Raw genomic sequence first — 23087 nt, 5'->3', positions numbered from 1 at the left:
GGAGATGCCGCAGGTGTATGCAGGGACGCAGGTCGAGGCACGGGACGACGACGACTACCGGGTTTTCGGACAATTGGGGCTGAAGCATATCTGTGCGGATCCGCCGGGAAGACCTGAGAGCTGGACGCTGTCCGATCTCGAACGTCACCGTGATAAGGTCGAAAGCTTCGGGCTGATCCTGGACATGATCCAGCTGCCTCTGCCGTCCCAGCCGATCGAGAAGGCTTCCTATCCCGATATCCTGCTTGCCGGACCTGATCGCGACCGGCAGATCGACGCGGTCTGCAAGCTGATCGAGGACGTTGCCGTCGCCGGCATCTCATCGGTGAAATACAATCTCAATCTCATCGGTATCCCGCGCACCCCGGAGGAGCCGGGGCGAGGCGGCTCAAGGAATGCGAGCTTCCGCTGGGACAAGGCGGACCACCAGGCAGCCCCCGGCCTGGCGGGTGTACTATCGGAAGACGAGAACTGGGAGCGGATCGACTATTTCCTGGAACGTGTGGTTCCGGTGGCGGCAAGCAATCGCGTCCGTCTCGCCTGCCATCCGCATGATCCCTATACGCCGCCAGGTTATCGCGGCGTCACGCGCGTCCTCGGCACGGTGGAGGGCCTGAAGAAATTCGTGCTGATGCACGAAAGCCCGTATCACGGGCTGAACTTCTGCCAGGGCTCGATCGGCGAGATGCTCGACAATCCGCGCGGGGAGATTGACGACATCATCCGTTGGTTCGGCACGCGGCGCAAGATCTTCAACGTCCACTTCCGCAACATCAGGGGCGGCAAGCTGTCCTTCATGGAGACCTTCCCGGACGAGGGCGACATGGACATGGTCCGCTCGGCCCGGATCTACAAGGAGGTCGGCTATCAATACATGCTGATGCCCGACCACGTGCCGACGATCAGCGGACGCGATCCGACCGGCGTCGCCTTCGCCTTCTGCTACGGCTACATCGCCGCTCTCGTCCACGCGCTCGAACACGCCTGAAGCATCATTGCTCCATCGATCGACAAAAGGATTTCACGATGAACCCGAATGAACTGAAAAGAGCAGTTGGCAGCGGTCTTCTGTCGTTCCCCGTCACGCATTTTGATCAGGACCTGACGTTCGACGAAGCCAAATATCGCAGTCACGTCGAGTGGCTGGCAGGCTACGATGCAGCGGCACTTTTTGCAGCCGGCGGCACCGGCGAGTTCTTCTCCCTCAATCCCACCGAGATCCCGCAGGTCATTCGTGCCGCCAAGGCCGCGGCAGGCAACACGCCGATCATTTCGGGAACGGGCTACGGAACGTCGCTTGCCGTTGAAATTGCCATGGCCGCGGAAAAAGCCGGCGCGGACGGCCTGCTGCTGCTACCGCCCTATCTGATGTTTGCAGAGCAGGCAGGTCTGATCGCCCATGTGCGGGCCGTCTGCCAGGCCGTCGGCATCGGCGTCATCGTCTACAATCGCGACAATGCCGTGCTTACCGCCGAGAGCCTGAAGCGGCTTGCCGATGATTGTCCGAACCTTATCGGTTTCAAGGACGGTGTCGGCGATGTCGACAAGGTTATCGAAATCACCACGACGCTCAAGGACCGCCTGGTCTATGTCGGGGGCATGCCGACCCACGAAGTCTATGCCCAGGCCTATTTCGGCGCCGGAGTGACGACCTATTCCTCCGCCGTCTTCAATTTCGTGCCCGCCTTGGCGCAGCGCTTCTATGCAGCGCTGCGCGCCGGCGACCAGGCAACGGTGGACAATATCCTCAAAGGCTTCTTCTTCCCGTTGGTTACCCTGCGCAATCGCAAGAAAGGTTATGCAGTATCGATCATCAAGGCGGGCCTGCGCGTGCTCGGCAAGGATCCGGGTCCGGTGAGACCGCCTTTGACCGATCTGACGGCGGAAGAAATGGCCGTGCTGGAAAAGATCGTCGCCGCAGCCGGATAATATTTGCTAGAAGGCCTGTATGATCGTCAAGCCAGGCCGGTTGTCAACGCTCGGGTGAGGTGACCCATGATTGAAGCTTCGTTCAGTGCAGCTGCCCGGACTTTCGTCTATGTCGCAGCAACGACGGCGGGGACGATCGACATATACGGTATGGATGAAACGACAGGCGCTCTCACGCAGGTTTCGACTTTCGACGCTGGCAAGATGATCATGCCGATGACCGTCAGTCCGGACAGGAAGCATCTCTACGCCGTTATCCGTTCGCAGCCGTATCGAGTGCTGACGCTGGCAATCAACCCTGAAACCGGCAAGCTGACGCAGGAGGCTGTTGCTGCTCTGCCCGATAGCATGGCTTACGTCTCCACCGACCCATCGGGCAGGTTGCTTTTCACCGCCTCCTATGGCGGCAACAAGATCGCCGTGTTGCCTGTCGGCAAGGACGGGCGCGTCACCGATGGCGCACGACAGATGGTCCTCACCGGCCGCAATGCCCATTCGATCGTCAGTGATCGCACCGGTAAATATGTCTTTGCAACCAATCTCGGTTCCGATGCCGTGTTGCAGTTCGTCCTCGATCCAGAGACCGGCATGCTGGAGGCGAACGATCCGCGGCAGGTCGCGACCAGGCTGGGATACGGCCCGCGCCACATCGTTCTGTCTCCGGACAACAAGTCCGTTTATGTCCTGACCGAGCTGACCGGTCATGTCATCCACTACGGTCTCGATCCCAGCAGGGGCACGCTCAGCGAAGTCGAGAGCGTGGCGTCCGTGCCTGACGATGCGGGGCTGTCTCCGGGCATCGCCCCGCCAGTTCCCCCACCATTCAATGCAATCACGCCCGCCGCAGCCCCTGCGGATGACGGCAAGCCGAAGGTTTGGGCCGCCGACATCGGCATCACGCCGAACGGTAAATTCCTCTATACGACCGAGCGAACCACCAGCAAAATCGCGCTCTTCCATGTCGCCGGTGGGGACGGGACGCTGACCTATGTCACGAATTACCCGACCGAGCAGCAACCGCGTGGCATTCGCATAGATCCGTCAGGCCTGTTCCTTGCGGCGTCCGGCGAGAAATCCGACAAGCTCTCCGTTTATGCCATCGACCAGACGAGCGGCGCGCTCGCTTCCGTCGGCCGATATCCGGTCGATGCCGGCGCGAACTGGATCGAAATCGTGACGTTGCCGTGAACTCGGACGGCCGAAGAGGAGCTGTTATGCTGGTGCGGTAACGTGAGGCGGTGGGTCTATCCCGCTCTTCACGGCCGGTTGGGACGCCTCATATCCCGAAACAATTGCTGGCTACCCGGCCTGGGCTACCAGCACCGCCATAAGGTTTCCGACCTCGGAAGCGGGAAGGGGCTTTGCAAACAAAAAGCCCTGAAACATCTCGCATCCGGCTCCTTCGAGGAAGCGAACTTGCTCCTCGGTCTCTACGCCCTCGGCGACCACCTCCAATTCGAGAGTTCTGCCAAGTGATACGATGGCGGAGGTGATCGCCATGTCGCCAGCTTTCTCGGGAATGTCCGCAATGAACGATCTGTCGATCTTCAGCCGGGAGAGGGGGAAGCGCCTGAGGGTGCTGAGGCTCGAATATCCCGTGCCGAAATCGTCGATAGCGAGGCTGACACCGAGCTCTTTCAATGCATGCATGCGCTCTATGGCACCCTCCACATCCCGCATGATCAAGCTTTCGGTCAGTTCGAGTTCGAGCCATTGCGGATCGAGGTTGGCAGCCTGCAGTGCCGATGCAACCTGGTCTATCAGCGAATTCTCGAGAAACTGCCTGGCGGAAACATTCACCGCTATACGCAACGCCGGCAGACCCTGGTCCTGCCAGGCCCGAGCTTGGCGGCAAGCCTCGCGCAAAACCATATCGCCGATCGAGACCACCAGCCCCGTTTCTTCGGCCAGCGGGATGAAGGTTCCCGGCAGCAGCAAGCCTTCGACAGGGTGCTGCCATCGTACGAGCGCTTCGACGCCGATCACTTGACCGCTACGGATATCCTTCTGCGGTTGATAGTGGAGCACGAATTCGTCCCGCTCCACCGCCCGCCGCAGTTCTTCGATGCGGGTCAGCTTGCTGCGGGCTTCTTCCCCCATCGCAGGCGTGAACAGCTGAATGCCGTTGCGACCGGATTCCTTCACGCGATAGAGCGCCATATCGGCGTTTGCGAATAGCTCCGACGCAGTGTCGCCGTGCTTTCTGGAGCACGCCACGCCGATGCTGCAACTGACCCGAATTTTGACGCCATCGATGGTCAGCGGTTCGGACATCCCTTCGAGAATAGCCTTGAGCCTTTCATGGAAAGGGTCCTGGTTCTCTTCCAGGACAATGATGAACTCATCACCGCCGATCCTCGACACGATGCCGCTGCTTCTAATTTGCGCCGATATTCTCTGGGCCACCACCTTGAGCAATTCGTCTCCCGCGGCGTGTCCAAGGCTGTCATTCACCAGCTTGAAATTATCAAGATCGACAAAGGCTACGGCCAGGGACTTCCCCGCCTGCGATGCCTTTTCCAGGAGAGCGACGACCTTTCGATTAAGGAGCGTGCGATTTGGCAACCCGGTCAGCGCATCATGTTCGGCAAGATAGGCGATATGAGCGATGTCACGATGCCGATCGATGGCGATGCCGACGGTTTGAGCAATGCCTGCGAGGAATTCCGTGAGGCCGGTTTCGTCATCCTCGGTCTTCGATGCCGTCAATGTCCCGTGCTTGCCTCCATCTCGTGAGAAGATGGGAAACTCGATGACTTCATCCGCCAGGGTCTGGCGTTGCTCGCCATTCAGAATGAAGTTGACCTGTCTTCCATTGAGAAGGCGCTCAAGGAGGGCTTGGGCATCCTTGAGAAACGAACCGAGGTCGACGCCTCGCGCAACGTCATGGAGAAGCTTCGTCTGCGCGCTCATCAACTCCTCTGCGCGCTTGCGGGCGGAGATATCGCGAGAGGCTCCGACAACGCCGATGATATTGCCGTTCTGGTCCCGCAACGGCACGCGCGACATCATCAGCCAGCCTTCGCCCTTCATCCGTCGTTCCTCCACGCCGAGATCAGGCTTACCCGTCTCCATGACCCGTCGTTCGACTTCATCAATCTTATGAGCGTCGGCCATCGGGTGAATTTCGGCATCGGTGAGGCCGATCAATTCGTCGACATGCGTAAAGCCGTTGTTGAGGACGATTGCACGATTGGCAAAAAGGAAACGGCCGTCTCTATCCTTGGCATAGATGAAGTCAGGCACGTAGTTGATCATCGCCTCGAGCCATTCGTATCGCTCGGTCAGCGACAGAAGCTGAGCTTGGAGCAATTCGAGCGGCTCACGCGGCTGCCGGTCGGCATCGTTCTGATCTTCTATGGTTGACTTAGACGGTTTCCCCGGCTGCTGCGTCATCACTGCTCTCTTGCTTGGCTAACGAATAATATCGGCAACGAGTTATGCAACCATGAAAACGCGGGATGCATTTTTGGCCGTTGGAGGTGAGGGCGTAAATCTCCTCCAGCGACCCACCGAGCGCCTTTCCTCCCGCATGATTGGCTACACGGTCGAATTGGTCTGCCTCTGCCGCTCTTGTCACCTTTCTTCGCCGTGCGAAACACCGAGTGCTCATAGGGGCAAAAGGTAACAGGCGTGACCTGATCCCGCAAATTGTGCGTCTGCGCCTCAAAAAGGCTGATCGGAATATAAGCGTCGAGCCAGGCGACCCGCTCGCGGCCGCCTTGCGGGGTAGGGGCAAAACCGGCTACAGCCGTGCGAAAGAAACATAAGAATCGTCGGGAGAAGCATCATGGATGTTCGCAAAGCCGGCACGGATGGCAATCTCGTGCTTGCCGGCGTGCTTCTGATGCTTCTCGGCGATTTTCTGTTTTCACTGAACGATGCCATGGGCAAGTGGTTGGTCGCGAGCTTTTCCGTCGGCCAAGTTCTGGTGATACGCTCGCTCGGCTCCTTCATCATTCTCGCGCCCATGATCGCGCGGCAGGGAAGCGATGCACTCTTCCGCATCGAGCGGCCGCCGCTGCAGCTTCTGCGCATAGTGATGACGACCGCCGACGTTGGTCTTTTTTATGCGGCTGTCACTTATCTGCCGCTTGCCGATGTCATGACCTTCTACATGGCCGGTCCTATCTATGTCGCCGCGATCTCGCATTTCTTCCTTGGCGAGAGGATCGGTTGGCGGCGATGGCTGGCCGTCTTCATCGGTTTTGTCGGCGTATTGATCGCGCTTAAACCTTCGACGGCAATGTTCTCCTGGCCGTCGCTTTTTGGCCTTTGCGGCAGCCTCGCGTTCGCGATGACACTCGTGCTTGGCCGGCGGCTGCGACAGACGAATGATGCGACGCTCGTCGCCTGGCAGACTGTCGGCGCACTTGTCGCGGGACTCGTACTCAGCATCGGCAACTGGCGTTCCGCGTCGACGCTCGATTTTGCGGCCATGTTGGCGCTCGGCGTTGTTGCCGGCAGCGCCCATATGCTGATAACGCGATCGCTGAAACTTGCGCCCGCGTCGCTGCTCGCACCTCTGCAATATACGCTGCTTATCTGGGCGATAGCGCTTGGTTTCTTCTTCTTCGGCGACATTCCGGATATCCAAGTCTTCCTCGGAGCCGCCATCATCGTGCTTGCCGGCCTTTTCATCTTCCACCGGAAGAATCTGACCGACACTATCCCGAAAGACGCTGTCGCACGGGACGGGCATTGAGGCGGTGGCTTTCTCCGTCTCCTAACGCTCCTCTGAAGAACCTGAACACATCTGAACAAAGGTGGGGCTGCTAGTTCTCAATAGGCTCTAATGTCCCACGGATGCCTTCTTGCCGAGTGTTACGTTGCGTAGCGTAAGGGCCAATGGGATTGCGGCCAGGGAAATCAGCGTCAAAACCCAGAAGGCGTCGATGTAAGCCAGGAACGAAGCCTGGCTTTGCACCTGCTCGTTGATCCAGGCAAGCGCCTGCTGATTTGCCGTCACCAGTGAACTGCCCTGACCGGTGAAGTAATTCGTCACCTGGTTGAGCGTATCCTGATAGGCTCCATTCGAAGGAATGACATGCTCGACCAGACGGCTTTGATGAAATTGTTCCCGGTGGGTAATGATATTGGATATCAGCGACACGCCAATCGATCCGCCGGTGTTGCGCGCGGCATTCAGCAGCGCCGATGCCTGGTCCGTCTTGCTGGAGGGGATGCCGTCATAGGACGCCGCGGTAATCGGCAGGAATATGAAGGGCAGACCAATTCCTTGCAACATGCGCGCCTCGGCAAGATACCAGAAGCCGATACCACTATAGGCGCTGGTCACCTGATACATGGAGAAGGCAACAAAGCCCGCGCCAACCGCGATCAGGTATTTCGGCTGAATTTTTGAGGACAAGGCGCCGACGACGAACATCATAACCATAGTCACAACGCCGCCGGGAGACAGCATCATGCCAGCCCAGGTTGCCGTATAGCCGAGATTTGCCTGAACCAGCTGCGGCAGATACTGGGTTGTCGCCAGGAGCAGCGCCCCCGTCGCCATCATGACCAGAAAGCATGTGCCGAACTGCCGGCTAACGAGCATCCTGATATCAACGGCTGGATTCTTGTGCTTCAACTCCCAGGGGATCATTAGCGCAAAGGCCAAAGCGCAGATCGAAGCTGCCATGATGATGAAGTTCGATCCAAACCAATCGTCTTCAAGGCCGCGATCGAGCATCAGTTCCAACGATCCGAGGAAGGTCGCAACCAGGCCGAAGCCGATCCAGTCAAAGCCAATCTTTTCCTTGCGCAGCCGGGCACGCTCATCGGCGCTGCCTTCGGGCTCCTTGATCAGCATGGCAACAGCGACGAGCGACAGAAGACCGACCGGCCCGTTGATCAGGAAGCACCAGTGCCAGGAAAAATTATCGGAAAGCCATCCGCCCAAGGTCGGACCCACTACCGGGGCGACAACAACAGCCACCCCGAACAGGGCAAAGCCCTGCCCACGTTTTTCCGGCGGAAAACTATCGGCCAGAATTGATTGAGCGACTGGCACCATGCCGCCACCACCGATACCCTGCAAAATCCGGGCAAGGAGGAGGAACTGCAAACTCGGCGCAAAGCCGCACATGACTGAGCTGACGGTGAAGAGCGCCAGGCAGCTCAGGAAGAAGGCCTTGCGCCCCATAAGGCGCACAAGATAGCTCGTCGCTGTCACTATCACCGCATTGGAGACGAGATAGGTGGTAACAACCCAGGATGCCTCGTCCTGACTGACGCCGAGGCCGCCGGAAATGTAGTTCAGGGCGACATTGGCGATGGTCGTATCAAGCACTTCCATGAAGCTGGCAAGTGCTACGACAATGGCGATGATCCATGGGGTTGCCGACGGTTTGGCAACAGCGCTCGCGCTCATAGCAAGTCCCTCAAGCTTTCCCATATGGAGAGGCTTGCGTCGGTCCGCACGGTGGGTACGACCGACATGCCCGGTCCCAGCGTCACATCGCTCGGCACGTCATCAAGCTCGATTTTCACCGGTACGCGCTGCACGATCTTTACGTAGTTGCCGGTGGCATTTTCCGCCGGAAGTAGGGAGAATGCCGTTCCAGATCCCGGCTGTACGCTTGCGACATGGCCATAGATCGTGCGTCCTCCATAGGCATCGATTGTCAGCGTCACCGGCTGGCCCGGACGCATCTGATCGAGCTGCGTTTCCTTGAAATTGGCCGTCACCCAGAGCTTGTCCGGCACGAACATGGCAAGGTTCGAACCCGTCTGGACATATTGGCCATCGCTGGCGGAAAGCTGCGCCACCCGTCCGGGCTGTACCGCCGTCATCATCGTGTAGGAAAGATTGAGCTTGGCTTGGTCCAGCTGCGCCTGGTCCTGCTTGAGGGTAGCCTGGGCACTGGCGATCTGGAAATCGTAGGCATCGAGCTGGCGTTGTGCAGCAGTCAAGGAGGCTTCGTTCGTATTTAGGGTGGCCTGCTGCTGGTGCAATTGCGACGTATATTGTTGAGCCTCTTGAATAGTGCCGGAACCGCTCTTCATCAGCGTCTGGTAGCGGTCATTTTGTTGCTGGGCAAAGACGAGGTTGGCTTTGGCCTGCTCGATCTGAGCTTTGGCCTCTTCGATATTCGCCTGCTGAACCTGCTTCTGCGCTTGCGTATTTTGAATATTGGCATTTGCCGCGGCAACCTGCGCCTGCGCTTGTTCAAGAGATGTCTGATAATCGCGGTCGTCGATGCGGGCGATCATTTCGCCTGCTGTCACATGCTGGTTGTCGGTGACGGCAACCAAGGAAATATAACCGGCGACCCTTGAAGACACGGCATATTGACGGGCGGCGATGAAGGCATCGTCCGTGCTTTCGTAATGTGCGCCGTTGTCCCAATAGACATATCCTGCAACGGCCGCCACGGCCAGTGCACTTCCGCCGATCAATAGCATCCTCAAACGTCGAGAGCCTCTACCCTTGGCTTCCTCCGCATCAGAATTGTCCACAGCCCGCTCTGTATCGTCACCGACATAGGCTTGGTCGCCGGGAAGCGGAGCCTCTGCCTGCTCCTGTCTCGCTACGATGCTGTCTTGCTCATTATTTGCCACCGCACCGCCGGGCTTCGGCTCCAGCACGATCAGCTTTCCAAAAGTCTCATCCTGAGGCGCGCTCATGTTGAACCTCTTTCGTCGCGACACAATAAAAGAAACGGAACGTTTCATTTAAATATTGACGTAGATCCGATCGAGGTGTTAGTCAAGGGCCTGAGAGGGCGTGAACCCGCATTCATGCCAATCAAAAATCGGTGAGGCGCGCTTTGGCGAGAGAAACGACAGAATCCAAAATCACAAAGCCGAAGCTAGACACGCACCGGCGGGGCCGTCCGCCGCGGGAAAAGGCTGGAGAAGTCGAAGACAGGATCTTGCAGGGCGCACTCCAGGTTTTTATCGCCCGCGGTTACGAGGGAGCCAGCATTGACGAAATCGCGGAGGTAGCCAGGGCCGGGAAGCCGAGCATCTATAATCGTTTTACCAACAAGGAGACCCTGTTCAGGGAGGTTGTTCTGCGCTGGGCGCAGAAATCCACCGAAATGACGGCCTCTACTACATCAGGCAGTATCCTGGAACGGTTCGAGTCCGCAGGCACCTTGATCGTGCAACGCGCCGTCAAGGATGAGACCATTGGGCTCATACGTAGCGTGATTGCCGAAGCCACGCGCCATCCCGAGCTGGCAACAACAATCCATTACGCCATGCGAGCACATGGGGTGGCCACGGTGATGAAGCTGGTGGCGGAGCTTGCCGAGGCCGAGGAGATCAGATCTCTTCCGGCCTTTGCACCGAACAATCTTGAGGCCACGGCGCGGCGCTTCATCGACCTGGTCTTGCTACCGATGATGATATCCTCGCTGTTTCATGCCGACCTGACGCCGGTCAAAACGGAAATGGAAGATCATGCGCGCAAGGCGGCATCCTTTTTCCTGCGCGGTTGCGGCTATTACCCCACCAACGCTTGAGGCAAAGGTGGACCGACTGCGGCACGATAGCGCCGCGCCAGGGAATCCGCTCAGCGACAAATGATGCATCCGTTATCGGCGAATGCGGAAGCGTCTCCCCAGCAGGAAAACGCAAGCCGTCGAGGATCAGCTTTTCATCAATACCCCAGTCGGCGCGATCACATTGTTTGCAACGTGGCGGAGTGAGGTTGCCGCCTTACTTTTTCAGGCAGTCCATGCGCTTAGCCGATCAGGCGCTGTCTGGCGTCCGGGCGCTTCATCGCTCGACTGCCACCGGAGGCCGACGGTCGGCGAGAAGAGCAAGTAGAGCCGGATTGATGTAGAGGTTTTCTCGACCGGCTTTTATCTCCTGTAGCAGGCCCAGTTCAGCAAGGGATTTCAGATAAACCGAGGCGGCCTGCCGCTTCGCTATGTCGGCGGCCACCAGATCGCCGATACGACAATAGGGGTTCACGAAGATTACCTCGGCCAGCTCCCGCGAATAAATCTTCGGCAGGTCTCGCCTGATGCGCTCTGCGGTTTGATCGAGCAGATCCCGGATAGAACGGATGCGCGCCGTCGACCAGTTGGCGGTCTCCCGGATTGCCTCAAGCATATAGAGGATCCAGTCCTCCCACGCGGAGTCCGTCGTCACGGCGAGCAGGCGATCGTAGTAGGCTTGTTTGTTGCCGATGATGTAGCGACTGAGATAGAGGACCGGGATGTCCAGCAGGCCCTTGTCGACAAGGTAGAGCAGGTTCAGTACCCGGCCCGTTCGACCGTTGCCATCGGTGAAAGGATGGATGGCTTCGAACTGGTAGTGCATCACGGCGAGCCGGATCAGCGGGTCGATATCCTCGGCCTCGTGGATGTATCGCTCCCAGTTCGACAGCTTGTCCCGCAGCAGCGATTGTCCCTCCGGCGGCGTATAAATAACGGCGCCTGTTGCCTCGTTCATCAGCGCCGTTCCCGGCGTCGCGCGAATATCCAATTCGACGCCTTTGATAGTCCTGCAGACGGCAATCGCTGTGGACGCCGACACAGGACGCTGTTTGAGCGTCTGGAAGCCTTCACTGAGGGCGGTGCGATAGCGTAGTGCTTCTTTCGTCGCCGGATCAGCCTGGTTGCCGGCTTCATTTGCGAAGCGGAACAGCCTGTCAGCCGTGGTGACGATGTTCTCGATCTCGGAACTCGCCTGTGCCTCGAGCAGCGGAATCGAATTGATGAGGACCGCCTGATTGGGAATGAGCTGGCCGGAAACACGCAGTTCCGCCAGTGCCGCACGGGCTGCAATGCAGGCTTTCAGCACCGCCTTTGTTTCCACATCCTTGTACGGAGGCAGGATGGGGAGGTCGTTGTAAGGGCGGTTAGGCTGAAATGGCATGTCGATCAATCCTCGTACGATCGACATGTCGAGCGGATATGTCGTCAGCATCGACATATCGTCAAATCATGTCGATGGAATCGCAATGTATCGACACATCATGTGTCTCGCAAGCGGTCTGTACAAATGCAGAAGGTGCTAGCAAACGTTCCTTTGCAAGCGTGTTTTATGACCGAAATAGAAGGCCATACAGCGCGTTATTTGACCGAAGATGATCAACGACCCATCGCGGCAGCTGAAGGTGCGTCAGCGGCCTTCCATGGCGGAAACGCCGCAAACCCGGGTGTTTCGGAGGACGACCGGGAAGGCGTTACGGTTTAAGCCAGGCATTGAGAGCAGGGAAGGCGCGGGAGAGGGCGTAATCCGGCGCAATGAGCAGGTGTCAGTCCACTCAATCGAGCAAAAGAATCCACCGAACCTGGGTGAAAAGTGGCGAAAAAGCCCGGATTTCCGGTGAATCCACCGATCCAGGACGGCCGACATGCGTGATTTGCGCCCTGAAATCAATAACCATCGATAACCGAATGGAACGATCATAGGTCACTACTGGCCTCCGGATTGGCTTCAGACAAGTCCACTCGATGTGCCGGTGGTGTGTGCTTGACGATACAAAGTCAACGTCCAATTTTTCGCCCGCTGACACCCGGCAAGTTAATTATGCGCCGTTAGACAATACGCGCGCTTAGGCTTTTGCTGCAATAAGACCAGCCAGTGGCGGGATAGTTTTACCGTGGATGCCGAGCCGGTCGCCAAGGTAATGGTAGAAGGATAAGCCCTGTTTCTGGCAAGTCTTCATGAGGCCAAACATCGTGTCACGGGCAACCCGACCATCTCTGCTCATGGTGCCGCCAGAGATTTTTCGCCTGATGACGAAGCTACGCAGGTCGTTCTCTGATGCGTTGGTGTTGAGCGGAATTTCCGGCCGTTCAAGCACGCGCAGCAGTTCCGCCTTTCGGCGATGCAGCCGGACCAGCAATGCGTCGAGTGCGTCATAGCCGGTGCGCAGCTTAAAAATCCTGTCGAACCGTCGGCGGAAAGCCGGAATTGCCTGCGGGGAGGGCTTCTGCTTCCATATCTTTAGAGCCTTGTAAAATCGCCAGACGAGATCGCGAACCAGTGCGAGCGATCGAACCTCTTTCGCCTTTGTCGGCATCAGCTTTTGCAAAAGACGCTCGCAATGGACCCAGCATAGGGCATGATTGCCGACCCGGAACTGACCGGCGTCGTCTGAGATGATTACCATGTCGCCGACAAGGCCATGATAACGGATACAGCCCCAAAGTCCGGCTTCGGCCAGTAAACCAACCCCTTGCCTGTCAAAGATCTCGACACCCTTGTTGGCTAGATGCTCCAGAAATGGCACCTCGTTTCGGAAGCGCTGCGAAAAATTTGAAACTTGGTTCGCCCAGCAACTACGCGGAAGTGTGGATATAGGGCCTTTGTTAAACACTCACACGTCGTGCTTCCTTGTCGGACGACTTTCGATCCGACCCGTATTTTTCAATGATTGCCTTTGCATCCTCAACCGATATGCGATGCTTTTTGGCAAAGGGAATCGGCTCGTAAGGCTGCTGCGCTGCCGCGGCACTTGTTTTCTTGTCAGACATGGATGTCTCCGATTTTACTGGTTCCAGCGGGATGCTGAAGCGCTTTTGACTGAGTGGAATAGGGGGATGGAGTAGGGGCGCACGAATTGCCGGAATGCACTCGCGGCATCACCGCATACCGCCGCCAAGGCATTCCCTTATCCGAGCCAAAGGGCTGCTCATTTTGAATGATGAGTGAGAAGGCTCGGCATGGGACGCCTCAATCAGTGCACCCTATGCCAGTCCACAAGGCGGCCTCTTGAAAGCACGGCGTCTAAAGCGAGATATCCTCTCAGTATTTGTTCTTGCGGACGATTTTGTTGCCCCGTGGCCCAGCATACACTGGCGTTCTGCCGCGGTTTTCCTCGAGCAGGTTGCGCCAGCGTTCCAGGCGATCAGACGCCAACGCGCCGGTGCCGACGGCCGCCTGTACGGCGCAGCCGGGTTCATGGGCGTGCGTGCAATCGCGAAAGCGGCAAAGGGGAGCCAGATCGGTGATTTCGCTAAACAGCGTATCCATGCCGTCGGTAACATCACTCACATACAGCGTTCTTATTCCGGGCGTATCGATCACCCATCCGCCGCCGGCAATCGCATGAAGGGATCGCGCTGTTGTGGTGTGCCTGCCCTTTGCGTCGTGTTCGCGGATCCCTCCGGTCTTTTGTATGGTCTCAGACCCCGGCCCGGCCAAGGTGTTCACCAGTGTCGATTTTCCCACACCGGAGGATCCCACCAACGCCACGGTTTGCCCGACACCGCACCAGGGCTTCAGAGCGAAAATTGCATCTGCCGACCGCGCATTCAAAGTAACCACTGGCAAACCTCGCTGTAACGCCATGGCTTGCTGCTCGTATGTTTCAGCATCGGCGACGGTGTCGGCCTTGGTCAGCACCAGCACCGCAGTGGTGCCCGCCTGGTTAGCCGTAATCAAATAGCGTTCCAGCCTCGCGGGGTTGAAATCGGCATTGCACGAGGTCACGATGAACAGCGTATCAACATTTGCCGCAGCTAGTTGCTGACCGTTTCTGCCTTCTGTACGCCGCTGCAGCAATGTCTTTCGTTCAAGACATCGGACAAGCATGCCCGTTAGGGGGTGAGCAAGAGCCCAATCCCCCACCGCGAAGTCAGCGGTGTTCGTATTGACAGGAAGTTTGAGCCCGATCGGTCCTGTGGCATCGATCGCCTCAAGGCGCGCCCGGTGCACCGAAGCAACTCGCGTGGGTACAAGATCCGTCTCGCCTGACTTTACTTGAGCGGCAAAGAAATCGGACCAGCCGAGCAGTTCCAGCGATGAGGACTCGTTGGAACCGGTCAAAGTTTGGTACGGAAATTCGGTGACATGTTCATGGGTGAGCTTTCCGTCCAATTCAGATTGAGGGGCTCTATCGTGGGGCTTGTGGCTGCTAGTCAAGCGATGAAAAGTCGTCCATGTTAACAGCGGGATCTCCAATCGTCTACGCCGACGAGCCATGAAGATGAGCCTAACGGCGATCAGAAGGATTGCATATCAAAAAAAGGCCAGGCAAACTGCCTGACCTTGGTTTGGTATCATGCTCTCAACAGTGCCAGTACATCCGTGGTCAAGGGAAAGCAGATACCGAGTGCGTTAGGCAGCCTGGAGATTGCAGGCCGACATTTTGCCCGACTTTACGTCGCGCTCCAGTTCGAAGCCAATCTTCTGGCCTTCGACGAGCTCGCGCATACCAGCGCGCTCGACAGCCGAGATGTGGACGAACGCATCGGTGCCGCCATTATCAGGCTGAATGAAACCGAAGCCCTTGGTGGAATTAAACCATTTAACTGTGCCAGTGGTCATGAAGAACCCTTTCATAGCAATAGAGAGACCACAACGCTCACGCGTTGCAGCTGGTGGATAGCGATTTTTGAAAGGAAGGTTCGTTCAGGGCGCGGTGCCAAACGCGCGGTAACCAAAGCTCAGCAAGCAAATATCGATGAGGCTTATGTGGTCATATTTATGGAATTGTCAACTTTTAGTTTTTCAAGTTGAAAAGCCTCTCTCTTTGATTGTGCACCTGATTAGCGCAATCCAGTGGTTCAGGCTGCGCCAGTCCCCGACTTGTTAAATTGCACGTAAGACTGACCCAGTTTGCCATCTCGCCGAGACCCAGAGGAAAATATGGAGCTCTGTCAAATGAACAAGGACAGATCGGTTTGTCGTCGACAATCGAACACCGTGGGGCCGGGGACTTCCTTATGGCGACACGGCGCGAGTTCGCCGGCCCGCCGGTAGCCAGCCCAACCCGCAAGGGTTTCGGATCTTCCCGGCGTCCATTGCGGTCCTTAAACCAGGCCACGTAACGTTCGCGTGTTTGCAGGAGGGGAACACGATCCAACAACTTGGGCCGCTCCCCGTGCCCTGCGCCGGAGCGATCTCCGTCAAACTGATCGCCATTGTATCAGTGATGTGTCGCTTGCTGACGTCCCCTTTGCGTGGCTTCAAAAGAGCAATTGTTGCGGAGGAGCGTTCACGCGTGGAACGAATAGCGGTTTCATGGCTTTCGTTTCAGCCAAACGAAGGAGAAGATTATGGGAAGCACTGCAGACAAGATTAAGGGCACGACGAACGAAGTCGCCGGCAAGACGCGGCAGGCCGTGGGCAAAGCCGTTGATAATCACGAGGAACAGGCAAAGGGTGCCCTACAGGAAGCCAAGGGCAAGGCCCAGGTTGCCAAGGGCGACGTCAAGGATGCGGTGAAAAAGGTCGTCGATAAGGCATAGCCAAATTCGAGCACTCAAGTTCACTTTAAGCCCGCGCTGGTCGCGGGCTTTTTTCACGAAAGAAACGACCATGAAATGTGTAGCATTCGCCATTACGGCCGTCCTTGTCGGTCTTCTCACAGAAAACGCTTTTGCCCAGACAGCTGAGGATCCGGCAGTCAACGCCTGCAAGAACACAGGGCTTCTCGCGCTCCAGGAGCGGTCGCCGGAGATCACCGATCTTGTCATGGACATGGAAAGCCTCGCCATCAGCAATGCTGATACTAAGGTCGAGGATGTGGCCGTGAAGACCGTCATTCTTGGAGAGGCCTACATCGCCCGAAAGGAAAAGACCGGAAAGCCGGACAGGTTCGTATGCTTGCTCGGCGACAAGGGCAAGGTCCTGCTGACGTTTTTCACCGCCCAGTAGCGCGTCAGCGAGCTCTCTAAATATGGCGGGAAGCTAGAACGATCGGGAAAGGTGCACGTCCTCGTTTGCTGCATATGGATGCGGGCGATGTGGCGACATGCTTGGCCGAGAGAACCGATTCACCTCGAAAAGCCACAATCGCCGTCTCTAGTATTTTTTCGCGGAAAACGCGACGTTCTCGTCGTTCGCGAAATTCCTCGTGAAGCGGCTCGAGCCAACTTCATGGGAAATCCAATGATACTTCCGCAAGGTACAGTCGTCGCCGTGACCGACGGTGAAAAACTAGATCTCTATCGCAACACCGGGACTGGCGCGGAACTCAGTCTAACCGCGCTACCTGACATTTCCATAGAGGACGAAGCCAAAGGCTCGGGCGGTCGCCACGGAAGCACCTCGGCGAACCCGGATGAAAGCCAGATGGCGGAAGACGGATTTTCCGCCGGTGTCGCTCAATACCTCAACAAGCAGGTGTTGGAGGGCGGGATTGTCAATCTCGTGGTCATTTCGGCGCCGCGTTCACTGGGCGAACTGCGAGAGCACTATCACAAGTTCCTTTCCGCCAAATTGCTTCTGGAAATCCCAAAGGATCTGACGGGCCACTCTGCCCAGGATGTCGAGAAAGCCGTGCAATCCGCTTGAACCCGTTTGTCGTCGGCACATTGCGACACGATACGGGACTTCAGAAAGAATTGAATCATCGGCAAGGCAGAGTGAATGGATCTGTATATCGTCACTCTGACCATCCTCGGTGTTGTCGTCCTTCTGACGGCCTGGTTGCCGCTGATGATGAGAAGGCTCCCATTATCGCTTCCAATCGCGTGTCTGGCCATTGGCGCACTGCTTGCATGGTCGCCGTTCCCACTTCTCCCGCGCTTCAATCCGCTGGAAAGCCGTGAATTTACCGAGCGGATGACCGAGATTGTCGTCATCGTCGCTTTGATGGGTGCGGGGTTGAAACTCGACCGTCCGATCGGATGGAAACGGTGGATGACGACATGGCGGCTTCTCGGCATAGCCATGCCGCTGACGATCGGTGCTCTGGCATTCCTCGGGTCATGGATACTGGGGCTCGGAGTGGCGTCTGCTGTTTTACTCGGGCTTGCCTTGCCCCGACCGATCCGGTGCTCGCCAGTGACGTGCAGGTCGGACCACCACAAACGGGTGAGGAGGACGAGGTCCGCTTTGCTTTGACATCCGAAGCCGGTCTGAACGACGGCCTGAGCTTCCCTTTCGTCCACCTTGCCATCGCCCTGGCGCTTGCCGCGAAAGAGGGGAGGGATCTTTTGCAGCATTGGGCATTTCTGGATGTGTTCTGGAGACTGGCCGCGGGCGGCGTCGTTGGATGGGCGCTGGGGAAGGCCTTCGGCTTTTTGTCGTTCAGGATGAGAGGAAGCAGCCTCGCGAAGACGCAGGATGGCTTCGTTGCAGTGGGCATGACATTTACCACGTATGGGCTGACGCAACTGGTTGGTGGCTACGGCTTTGTCGCCGTCTTCCTTGCGGCGGTCGCATTCAGGGCGAGTGAGCGGGACCATGATTTTCATGAGCAACTTCATGACTTCGCCGAGCAAATAGAACGATTGCTGATGATGGTTCTACTGGTCTGCCTCGGTTCGATCGCGGCAAGCGGTCAGATGCTCGGGGGAATTGATTGGCGGGTCGCGGTCGTCGCCTTCTTGGCGATCGTATTTGTCCGTCCGATCATTGGCTGACTGAGTCTGATCGGCTCCGGACATCCGCCGGGCGAAAGCCTGATCATCGCTGTGTTTGGCATCAGGGGCCTGGGATCAATCTACTACCTGCGGGTTTCACAAAGTCCCGGACAGAGATTTCAGTAAGTCGCGGACATCGATTTCGGAAAGTACGGGACAGCGACTTTACTAAGTCGCGGACAGCTATCGCGGCGGATTTAGATCGATTTTCGTGAGCGCCGATCTGGCACTTTGCCCTCGTGGTTTGAGCGAGGACATGATGCCCAGACGGATCAATACTGCGGCTGACGTTCGAGCAGGGATTGTCGATACGTGCCGTTTCTGAGCGGCTGAAGATAAGCAAGACGTCGGTTTCGACGTATGTGCTGCGGGCGCGGGAAGCCGGGCTTGCGGTCTGGCCGCTTCCCCCGGACCTGGACGAGGATGAAATTCTCCAGCAACGACTATTCCGCCGAATGGGGCGACCTCCACGCGATACCGTTGAGCCGAATTGGCCGAAGGTGGCCAGCGAGCTGTAGCGCAAGGGCGTAACGCTCAATCTGTTATGGCAGGAATATCGGGAAGCTCATCCAGATGGCTATGGGTACACCTGGTTTTGCGGCCGGTTTGCCGATCACGAAAGCCGTGCCAAGCCCACCTACCGTAGCCGTCATGTCGGTGGCGTGGCGATGGAATGCGACTACGCCGGCCATACGATCCCGATCATCGATCCTTCTTCTGGCGAGATCCGCGCGGCGCAGATCTATGTGGCGGTGCTGAGCGCGTCGCAATTGACGTTCTCTTATGCAAGCTTCAGTCAAAAGCTGCCGGATTGGATCGAGGCGAACCAGCGGGCCTTCAGTTTCTTTGGTGGCGTGACGAAGACGACGATCTGCGACAACCTCAAGTCTGCGGTGGCTAAGGCTCTTTGGTTCGAACCGACGTTGAATGCGACCTTTGCCGCCTTCGCCGAGCACTATGACACAACAGTGGTTCCAGCACGCCCTCGGCATCCTCGGGACAAACCCTCTGCGGAAGGGACGGTTTTAATCGTCGAGAGGTGGGTCCTGGCCAGACTTCGAAACGAGCGGTTCTTCAGCCTTGTCGATCTCAATATCCGCATCAGCGCTTTGATCGAGGACCTCAATACCCGAACGATGCGGCGATATGGCAAATCTCGGCGCGCTTTGTTCGATGAAGTCGAGCGCTCCCAGCTCAAGCCATTGCCTTCAACGCCGTTTGAGTATGCGGAATGGAAGATCGCGAAGGTTCATCCCGATTACCATGTCGAGGTCGAGAAGACGTTCTATTCCGTGCCGCACGGCCTCATCGGAAGGCGGGTCGACATCAGACTGACCTATCGGGCCGTCGAGATCTTCTTTGACCACAAACGTGTCGCCAGCCACATTCGAAGCTCGCAGCGCTCAGGCCACGTCACCGTCAATGAACATATGCCCAAGGCTCACCAGCGCTACGCAAACACGACGCCCCACACATTGCGCCGGGAAGCAGCGAAGGTCGGGACCAATACCGCGACCTTTATCGAACGCCTGCTATGCGACCGCCCACATCCCGAACAGGGCTATCGATCCGCTCAAGGCGTTCTTTCTCTGGCGCGCCGCTACAAATCCAATCGGCTCGAGATGGCTTGCGAGCGAGCACTGATCATCAACGCGCTGAGCTATTCGTCCGTCGCCAACATTCTCAGATCTGGTCTCGATCAGGCTCCAACCATGAGCGAGGCCGTGAAGCCGGCGCCGCCGCACGGCAATATCCGCGGCAAAACCTACTACCAATGAAGAGGACATTAGATGCTAACACATCCGACACTGGAGCAAATGAATGCGCTTGGTCTTGCCGGCATGGCAACGGCTTATCGCGAGCTTCTCGAGCAAACTCATGGAAACGATCTGAGCTTCGACGAACGGCTCGGTCTGATGCTCGACCGCGAGATCGCCGTCAGAACAGACCGAAGGCTGACAAACAGGCTCGCCACCGCAAAACTTCGTTTTGCCAATGCTTCGATCGAAGACATCGATTTTGGATCGCATCGGGGCCTCGATCGCCGGAACGTCCTGTCTCTGGCACAAGGTGCATGGCTCAAGGCAAACGAGAACCTCATCCTGACCGGCCAGACAGGGACCGGTAAGACGTGGATTGCTTGTGCGTTCGCACGCCAGGCGGCTCGCCTCGACTACTCTGTCCTCTACGTTCGTATGCCGCGGTTGTTCGAGGACCTCGCACTTGCCAGGCTGGACGGGCGCTTTCCGCGCCTCGTCGACAAGCTTGCACGCGTTCACCTGCTGGTGCTTGATGACTGGGGAACCCATACCTTGAACGACCGGCAGCGCCTCGATCTGCTGGAAATCTTCGAGGAAAGATATCGGCGGAAGTCCACCCTGATCACGGCCCAGATTCCCGTGGCCGCCTGGCACGAGATGATCGGAGAGGCCACTTTAGCCGATGCGATCTTGGACCGTATTGTTCACAACGCACACCGCATAACGCTCGAAGGCGACAGCATGCGGAAGCGGAAAGCCACCGATGCTCTTGACCGGCGCCGAAATAAACGAAATCAATCATCAGTAACAGCAACTAGGCAACCGGGAATCGATCCCACCCGTTGTCCGCGACTTAGCGAAACGCTTGTCCGCAACTTGCTGAAATGACTGTCCCGATCCTCTGAAATCCGCATACTACCTGGCATACGCAACGGGCCAAGCCGAGTTCGAGCGTGTCGAGACCGTCTGGGCAACTGTCCTCCTTATCGTTCTCACGTCAATTGTTGTCCACGGTATCGCAGTCACCCCGGCGATGAGATGGATCGACGGCCGAAGGTCCCGCGCCCGCCGAAAGCAAACGGCGCACTCTGTCTATTAAACGGCCAACGAAGGTGGAAGCCGCAGAGCGGTGAACGCTCCACAACCGGGCGTCCTAGGGGTCAGTTCCGACGCAGGTCAATTCGGCTTGTGACCACCAATTTGCCAGTTGCGGGATCGGTATCGATGGTCGTCAGCCGCATTCCCGACACTCCGATTTTTCGATCTCCTGCAGCGCCCATCAAGTGCAAGCGAACTCCTTGAGATGATCGACACCGGCGAACCGCTGGCGGCCACTATCTATCGGCTTTACCTTGAGGTTGAGGCTGCCGTTCCGATGGTGATGGACGATAATCTCGTTCGGGTCGTGATCCGTGCGAATGGCTAGACGACTAAAATCCTCGTGGGGCTGCTTGCGAAGCTCATGTGGAGACCTCGACCTCGACCTCGACGTTCATGGATATAAATGCGTCGGAGGCACCGACGAAGCTGCCGGCGACGGGAACGGACTGCGCGATATCACGGGTGACGGCGACGGGGATGAGATTGGCCCCGCCCATGCTGCGATTGGTCGGATCAAATGTGATCCACCCTGCGCCGGGGACGAACACCTCGACCCACGCATGGGTCGAGCCCTGATCCTGCGAACCGAGCAATATTTGATCGGGATTGAACAGGTATCCCGACACGATACGCGCTCCAAAGCCCAGACAACGGACAGTTTCGGCAAACAGCACCGCGAAGTCACGGCATGATCCCCAACCACCATCGAGCGTCTGGGTTGGCGTCTGTGTGCCTTCCGCCTCACGGCTTTGATAGGAGATCGATGACGACACCCCAGCGCTTATGTCCTTCAGAAGCGAGAGCGTGTCTGTCGAATTGCTTGCGACAAATCCTTGTGCCCACCGCTGAAGTTGCTGAGACGGGTCTTCATACTGCCGAGCCGTCAGCGCGCCGAGATCCGTCCATTCCTCGTCCGAATAGCGGAATGGAAAGGTAAGGGCGGTGCCTGCAATGGCAAAGACCGGCCATGCTGCGGCGGTAAGGTCGACCACGGCGACGCTATCAACGGTCAGGACATCGGCCATCTCGTTGAAAACCGCGGTGGCAACGGCGTTGCCGAATACGTCGATCGCCCAACTGACCTGGGCCTGTGGTGTTATCGAGACCTCATGCGACAGCAGCTGGAGATCGGGGCTCTCGCGCGGCCTCAACATCAGCCGGTGAGGCCTGAGATTGACCACGTAGCGATAGTGATAGATCGTGCGGTGATGGATACGAATTTGTGCCATGATTGTTTCCGGTTCTCTTGGCGTCGGCTCTCTGGGCGTCGGCGTAAGAACGAGCCGCCGCATCTGTCAGACAGGCTCGCAAGCTCGTCCATCACCTACGCTTCGTCACTCCCGTCCGTTGCTTAAGGTGCTGGGAAGCCGGTGAATTCTTATTCAATTCTTTTGGACTTTGCTCTTTCAGCGCTCTGCTGTTCGATCGAAAATCGGCCATGCGGCAATAAACAAGGCGGCGATCAAGGGGCCGATGACGACTCCGTTGATGCCGGACCGGGAGATGCCGCCGACTGTCGAGATCAGTACGACGCAGTCGAGCAGCCGCGTTCCCTTACCGACCAACGGTGGACGCAGCAGATTGTCGATCAGCCCTATCACGCATACGCCGATGTTGACCAGGACCGCTGCTTTCAGCCAGGCACCCGTGAGGAGAAGCCAGATGGCTGCGGGAGGCCATACAAGGGCGGCTCCAATTGCAGGCAGCATCGACAGGAACGTCATCGTCAAAACCGCCAGAAGGTCGCAAAAGCTCGTAAGCTGCATCGACATGTTTGCCTTGTTCCCGGCCGGTCTCTTTCCCTACCAGCTTACAAGAAAATGTTGCACAAGACTGCTTCGTTGGCTGAAACGGCTCCTTATGCGGTGGGAAACCTAAAGTCGCCCAAAAGCATCCTGGCCATCGCGTCAGCGATGGCATGATCGCTGTAAGGCTTTGAGAAGAATCGACTTCCCTCAGGAAGGCTGCTCTCTTGGAGGATTGCCCTGCCGGAAGCAACAATCAACTTGACCGG

The 23087-nt window shown here is 57.5% G+C and carries 21 protein-coding genes and 4 pseudogenes; 13 read left to right on the top strand and 12 right to left on the bottom strand.

Translation table 11 applies throughout. The features are described 5' to 3' along the window. Window positions 1-13: 13 nt before the first annotated feature. The 3 genes from JTP94_RS14440 to JTP94_RS14430 all read left to right on the top strand — a co-directional run bounded on the left by JTP94_RS14440 (window position 14) and on the right by JTP94_RS14430 (window position 3117). A complete protein-coding gene (locus tag JTP94_RS14440) occupies window positions 14-988 on the top strand; it encodes a mannonate dehydratase (protein WP_204851183.1) in 975 nt (324 codons plus the stop codon). 38 nt (window positions 989-1026) lie between these two features. Beyond that, entirely contained in the window at window positions 1027-1929 is a 903-nt protein-coding gene (kdgD, locus tag JTP94_RS14435; protein ID WP_204851182.1) for a 5-dehydro-4-deoxyglucarate dehydratase, read from the top strand. Window positions 1930-1995: 66 nt separating this feature from the next. Continuing rightward, window positions 1996-3117 carry a lactonase family protein gene (locus JTP94_RS14430; protein ID WP_204851181.1) on the top strand — a complete coding sequence of 374 codons (1122 nt, stop codon included), beginning with the start codon at window positions 1996-1998 and terminating at the stop codon, window positions 3115-3117. A 111-nt stretch (window positions 3118-3228) separates the two neighbouring features. Here JTP94_RS14430 and JTP94_RS14425 read toward each other — a convergent pair whose 3' ends face one another. Then, complete coding sequence (locus JTP94_RS14425) at window positions 3229-5325, bottom strand: bifunctional diguanylate cyclase/phosphodiesterase (protein WP_204851180.1); 2097 nt, start codon at window positions 5323-5325, stop codon at window positions 3229-3231. A 394-nt stretch (window positions 5326-5719) separates the two neighbouring features. Between JTP94_RS14425 and JTP94_RS14420 the strand changes: the two genes are divergently transcribed. Then, on the top strand, window positions 5720-6634 hold the full coding sequence (locus JTP94_RS14420) for a DMT family transporter (protein ID WP_204851179.1): 915 nt from the start codon (window positions 5720-5722) through the stop codon (window positions 6632-6634). A gap of 87 nt (window positions 6635-6721) precedes the next feature. On the opposite strand, the gene JTP94_RS14415 is transcribed toward JTP94_RS14420, so the two are convergent. Continuing rightward, a complete protein-coding gene (locus JTP94_RS14415) occupies window positions 6722-8305 on the bottom strand; it encodes a DHA2 family efflux MFS transporter permease subunit (RefSeq protein ID WP_204851178.1) in 1584 nt (527 codons plus the stop codon). Next, window positions 8302-9609 carry an HlyD family secretion protein gene (locus JTP94_RS14410; protein ID WP_246754971.1) on the bottom strand — a complete coding sequence of 436 codons (1308 nt, stop codon included), beginning with the start codon at window positions 9607-9609 and terminating at the stop codon, window positions 8302-8304. Before JTP94_RS14410 ends, JTP94_RS14415 begins: the two co-directional genes overlap by 4 nt. A gap of 200 nt (window positions 9610-9809) precedes the next feature. Here JTP94_RS14410 and JTP94_RS14405 point away from each other — a divergent pair, with 200 nt between their 5' ends. Continuing rightward, on the top strand, window positions 9810-10403 hold the full coding sequence (locus tag JTP94_RS14405) for a TetR/AcrR family transcriptional regulator (protein WP_204851177.1): 594 nt from the start codon (window positions 9810-9812) through the stop codon (window positions 10401-10403). 256 nt (window positions 10404-10659) lie between these two features. Here the strand turns inward: JTP94_RS14405 and fic are convergent, their stop codons facing one another. The 6 genes from fic to JTP94_RS14375 all read right to left on the bottom strand — a co-directional run bounded on the left by fic (window position 10660) and on the right by JTP94_RS14375 (window position 15168). Continuing rightward, window positions 10660-11766, bottom strand: a complete 1107-nt coding sequence (fic, locus tag JTP94_RS14400) for a protein adenylyltransferase Fic (protein ID WP_204851438.1) — start codon at window positions 11764-11766, stop codon at window positions 10660-10662. A 391-nt stretch (window positions 11767-12157) separates the two neighbouring features. Further along, on the bottom strand, window positions 12158-12310 hold the full coding sequence (locus JTP94_RS14395; protein ID WP_204851176.1) for a hypothetical protein: 153 nt from the start codon (window positions 12308-12310) through the stop codon (window positions 12158-12160). A 138-nt stretch (window positions 12311-12448) separates the two neighbouring features. Then, window positions 12449-13129 (bottom strand): transposase, encoded by a 681-nt coding sequence (locus tag JTP94_RS14390; protein WP_271023005.1) that lies wholly within the window; start codon window positions 13127-13129, stop codon window positions 12449-12451. Between the two features lie 79 nt (window positions 13130-13208). Further along, window positions 13209-13373 (bottom strand): hypothetical protein, encoded by a 165-nt coding sequence (locus JTP94_RS14385; RefSeq protein WP_204851175.1) that lies wholly within the window; start codon window positions 13371-13373, stop codon window positions 13209-13211. Window positions 13374-13644: 271 nt separating this feature from the next. Further along, window positions 13645-14718 (bottom strand): ribosome small subunit-dependent GTPase A, encoded by a 1074-nt coding sequence (gene rsgA, locus JTP94_RS14380; protein ID WP_246754970.1) that lies wholly within the window; start codon window positions 14716-14718, stop codon window positions 13645-13647. A 240-nt stretch (window positions 14719-14958) separates the two neighbouring features. Beyond that, window positions 14959-15168: a cold-shock protein gene (locus JTP94_RS14375; RefSeq protein ID WP_037191038.1), complete on the bottom strand. Its 210-nt coding sequence runs from the start codon at window positions 15166-15168 to the stop codon at window positions 14959-14961. Window positions 15169-15899: 731 nt separating this feature from the next. On the opposite strand from JTP94_RS14375, the gene JTP94_RS14370 reads away from it, so the two are divergent. The 8 genes and pseudogenes from JTP94_RS14370 (at window position 15900) to JTP94_RS35780 (ending at window position 21398) form a co-directional block, all read left to right on the top strand. Continuing rightward, window positions 15900-16091, top strand: coding sequence for a CsbD family protein (locus JTP94_RS14370; protein ID WP_033184625.1), 192 nt, complete (start codon window positions 15900-15902; stop codon window positions 16089-16091). A gap of 70 nt (window positions 16092-16161) precedes the next feature. Continuing rightward, on the top strand, window positions 16162-16500 hold the full coding sequence (locus JTP94_RS14365; RefSeq protein WP_204851173.1) for a hypothetical protein: 339 nt from the start codon (window positions 16162-16164) through the stop codon (window positions 16498-16500). 87 nt (window positions 16501-16587) lie between these two features. Beyond that, entirely contained in the window at window positions 16588-17139 is a 552-nt protein-coding gene (locus tag JTP94_RS14360; RefSeq protein ID WP_312038171.1) for a host attachment protein, read from the top strand. 75 nt (window positions 17140-17214) lie between these two features. Next, window positions 17215-17691 carry a cation:proton antiporter gene (locus JTP94_RS35920; RefSeq protein ID WP_312038170.1) on the top strand — a complete coding sequence of 159 codons (477 nt, stop codon included), beginning with the start codon at window positions 17215-17217 and terminating at the stop codon, window positions 17689-17691. After that, window positions 17622-18212, top strand: coding sequence for a cation:proton antiporter (locus tag JTP94_RS35915; RefSeq protein ID WP_312038169.1), 591 nt, complete (start codon window positions 17622-17624; stop codon window positions 18210-18212). The genes JTP94_RS35920 and JTP94_RS35915 overlap by 70 nt, the downstream gene beginning before the upstream one ends. A gap of 275 nt (window positions 18213-18487) precedes the next feature. Beyond that, window positions 18488-19990: pseudogene (gene istA, locus JTP94_RS14350) on the top strand (IS21 family transposase). A gap of 12 nt (window positions 19991-20002) precedes the next feature. Next, window positions 20003-20725 (top strand): annotated as a pseudogene (gene istB / locus JTP94_RS14345) (IS21-like element helper ATPase IstB); the annotation flags it as partial. Window positions 20726-21275: 550 nt separating this feature from the next. Further along, window positions 21276-21398: a hypothetical protein gene (locus JTP94_RS35780; RefSeq protein WP_271022995.1), complete on the top strand. Its 123-nt coding sequence runs from the start codon at window positions 21276-21278 to the stop codon at window positions 21396-21398. A 34-nt stretch (window positions 21399-21432) separates the two neighbouring features. On the opposite strand, the gene JTP94_RS14340 is transcribed toward JTP94_RS35780, so the two are convergent. The 3 genes and pseudogenes from JTP94_RS14340 to JTP94_RS35520 form a co-directional block, all read right to left on the bottom strand. Next, the gene (locus JTP94_RS14340; RefSeq protein ID WP_204851172.1) at window positions 21433-22302 is read right to left on the bottom strand and encodes a transglutaminase family protein; all 870 of its coding nucleotides are present in this window, start codon (window positions 22300-22302) and stop codon (window positions 21433-21435) included. Window positions 22303-22479: 177 nt separating this feature from the next. Next, window positions 22480-22815 (bottom strand): annotated as a pseudogene (locus JTP94_RS14335) (AI-2E family transporter); the annotation flags it as partial. Window positions 22816-22931: 116 nt separating this feature from the next. After that, window positions 22932-23087: pseudogene (locus JTP94_RS35520) on the bottom strand (response regulator); the annotation flags it as partial.

The organism is Martinezella lusitana, from assembly GCF_016901135.1.
In the GTDB taxonomy this organism is placed as follows: domain Bacteria; phylum Pseudomonadota; class Alphaproteobacteria; order Rhizobiales; family Rhizobiaceae; genus Rhizobium; species Rhizobium lusitanum_D.
Note: the sequence above shows the minus strand (reverse complement) of the source record. Positions and strands in the feature narration are given on the sequence as shown.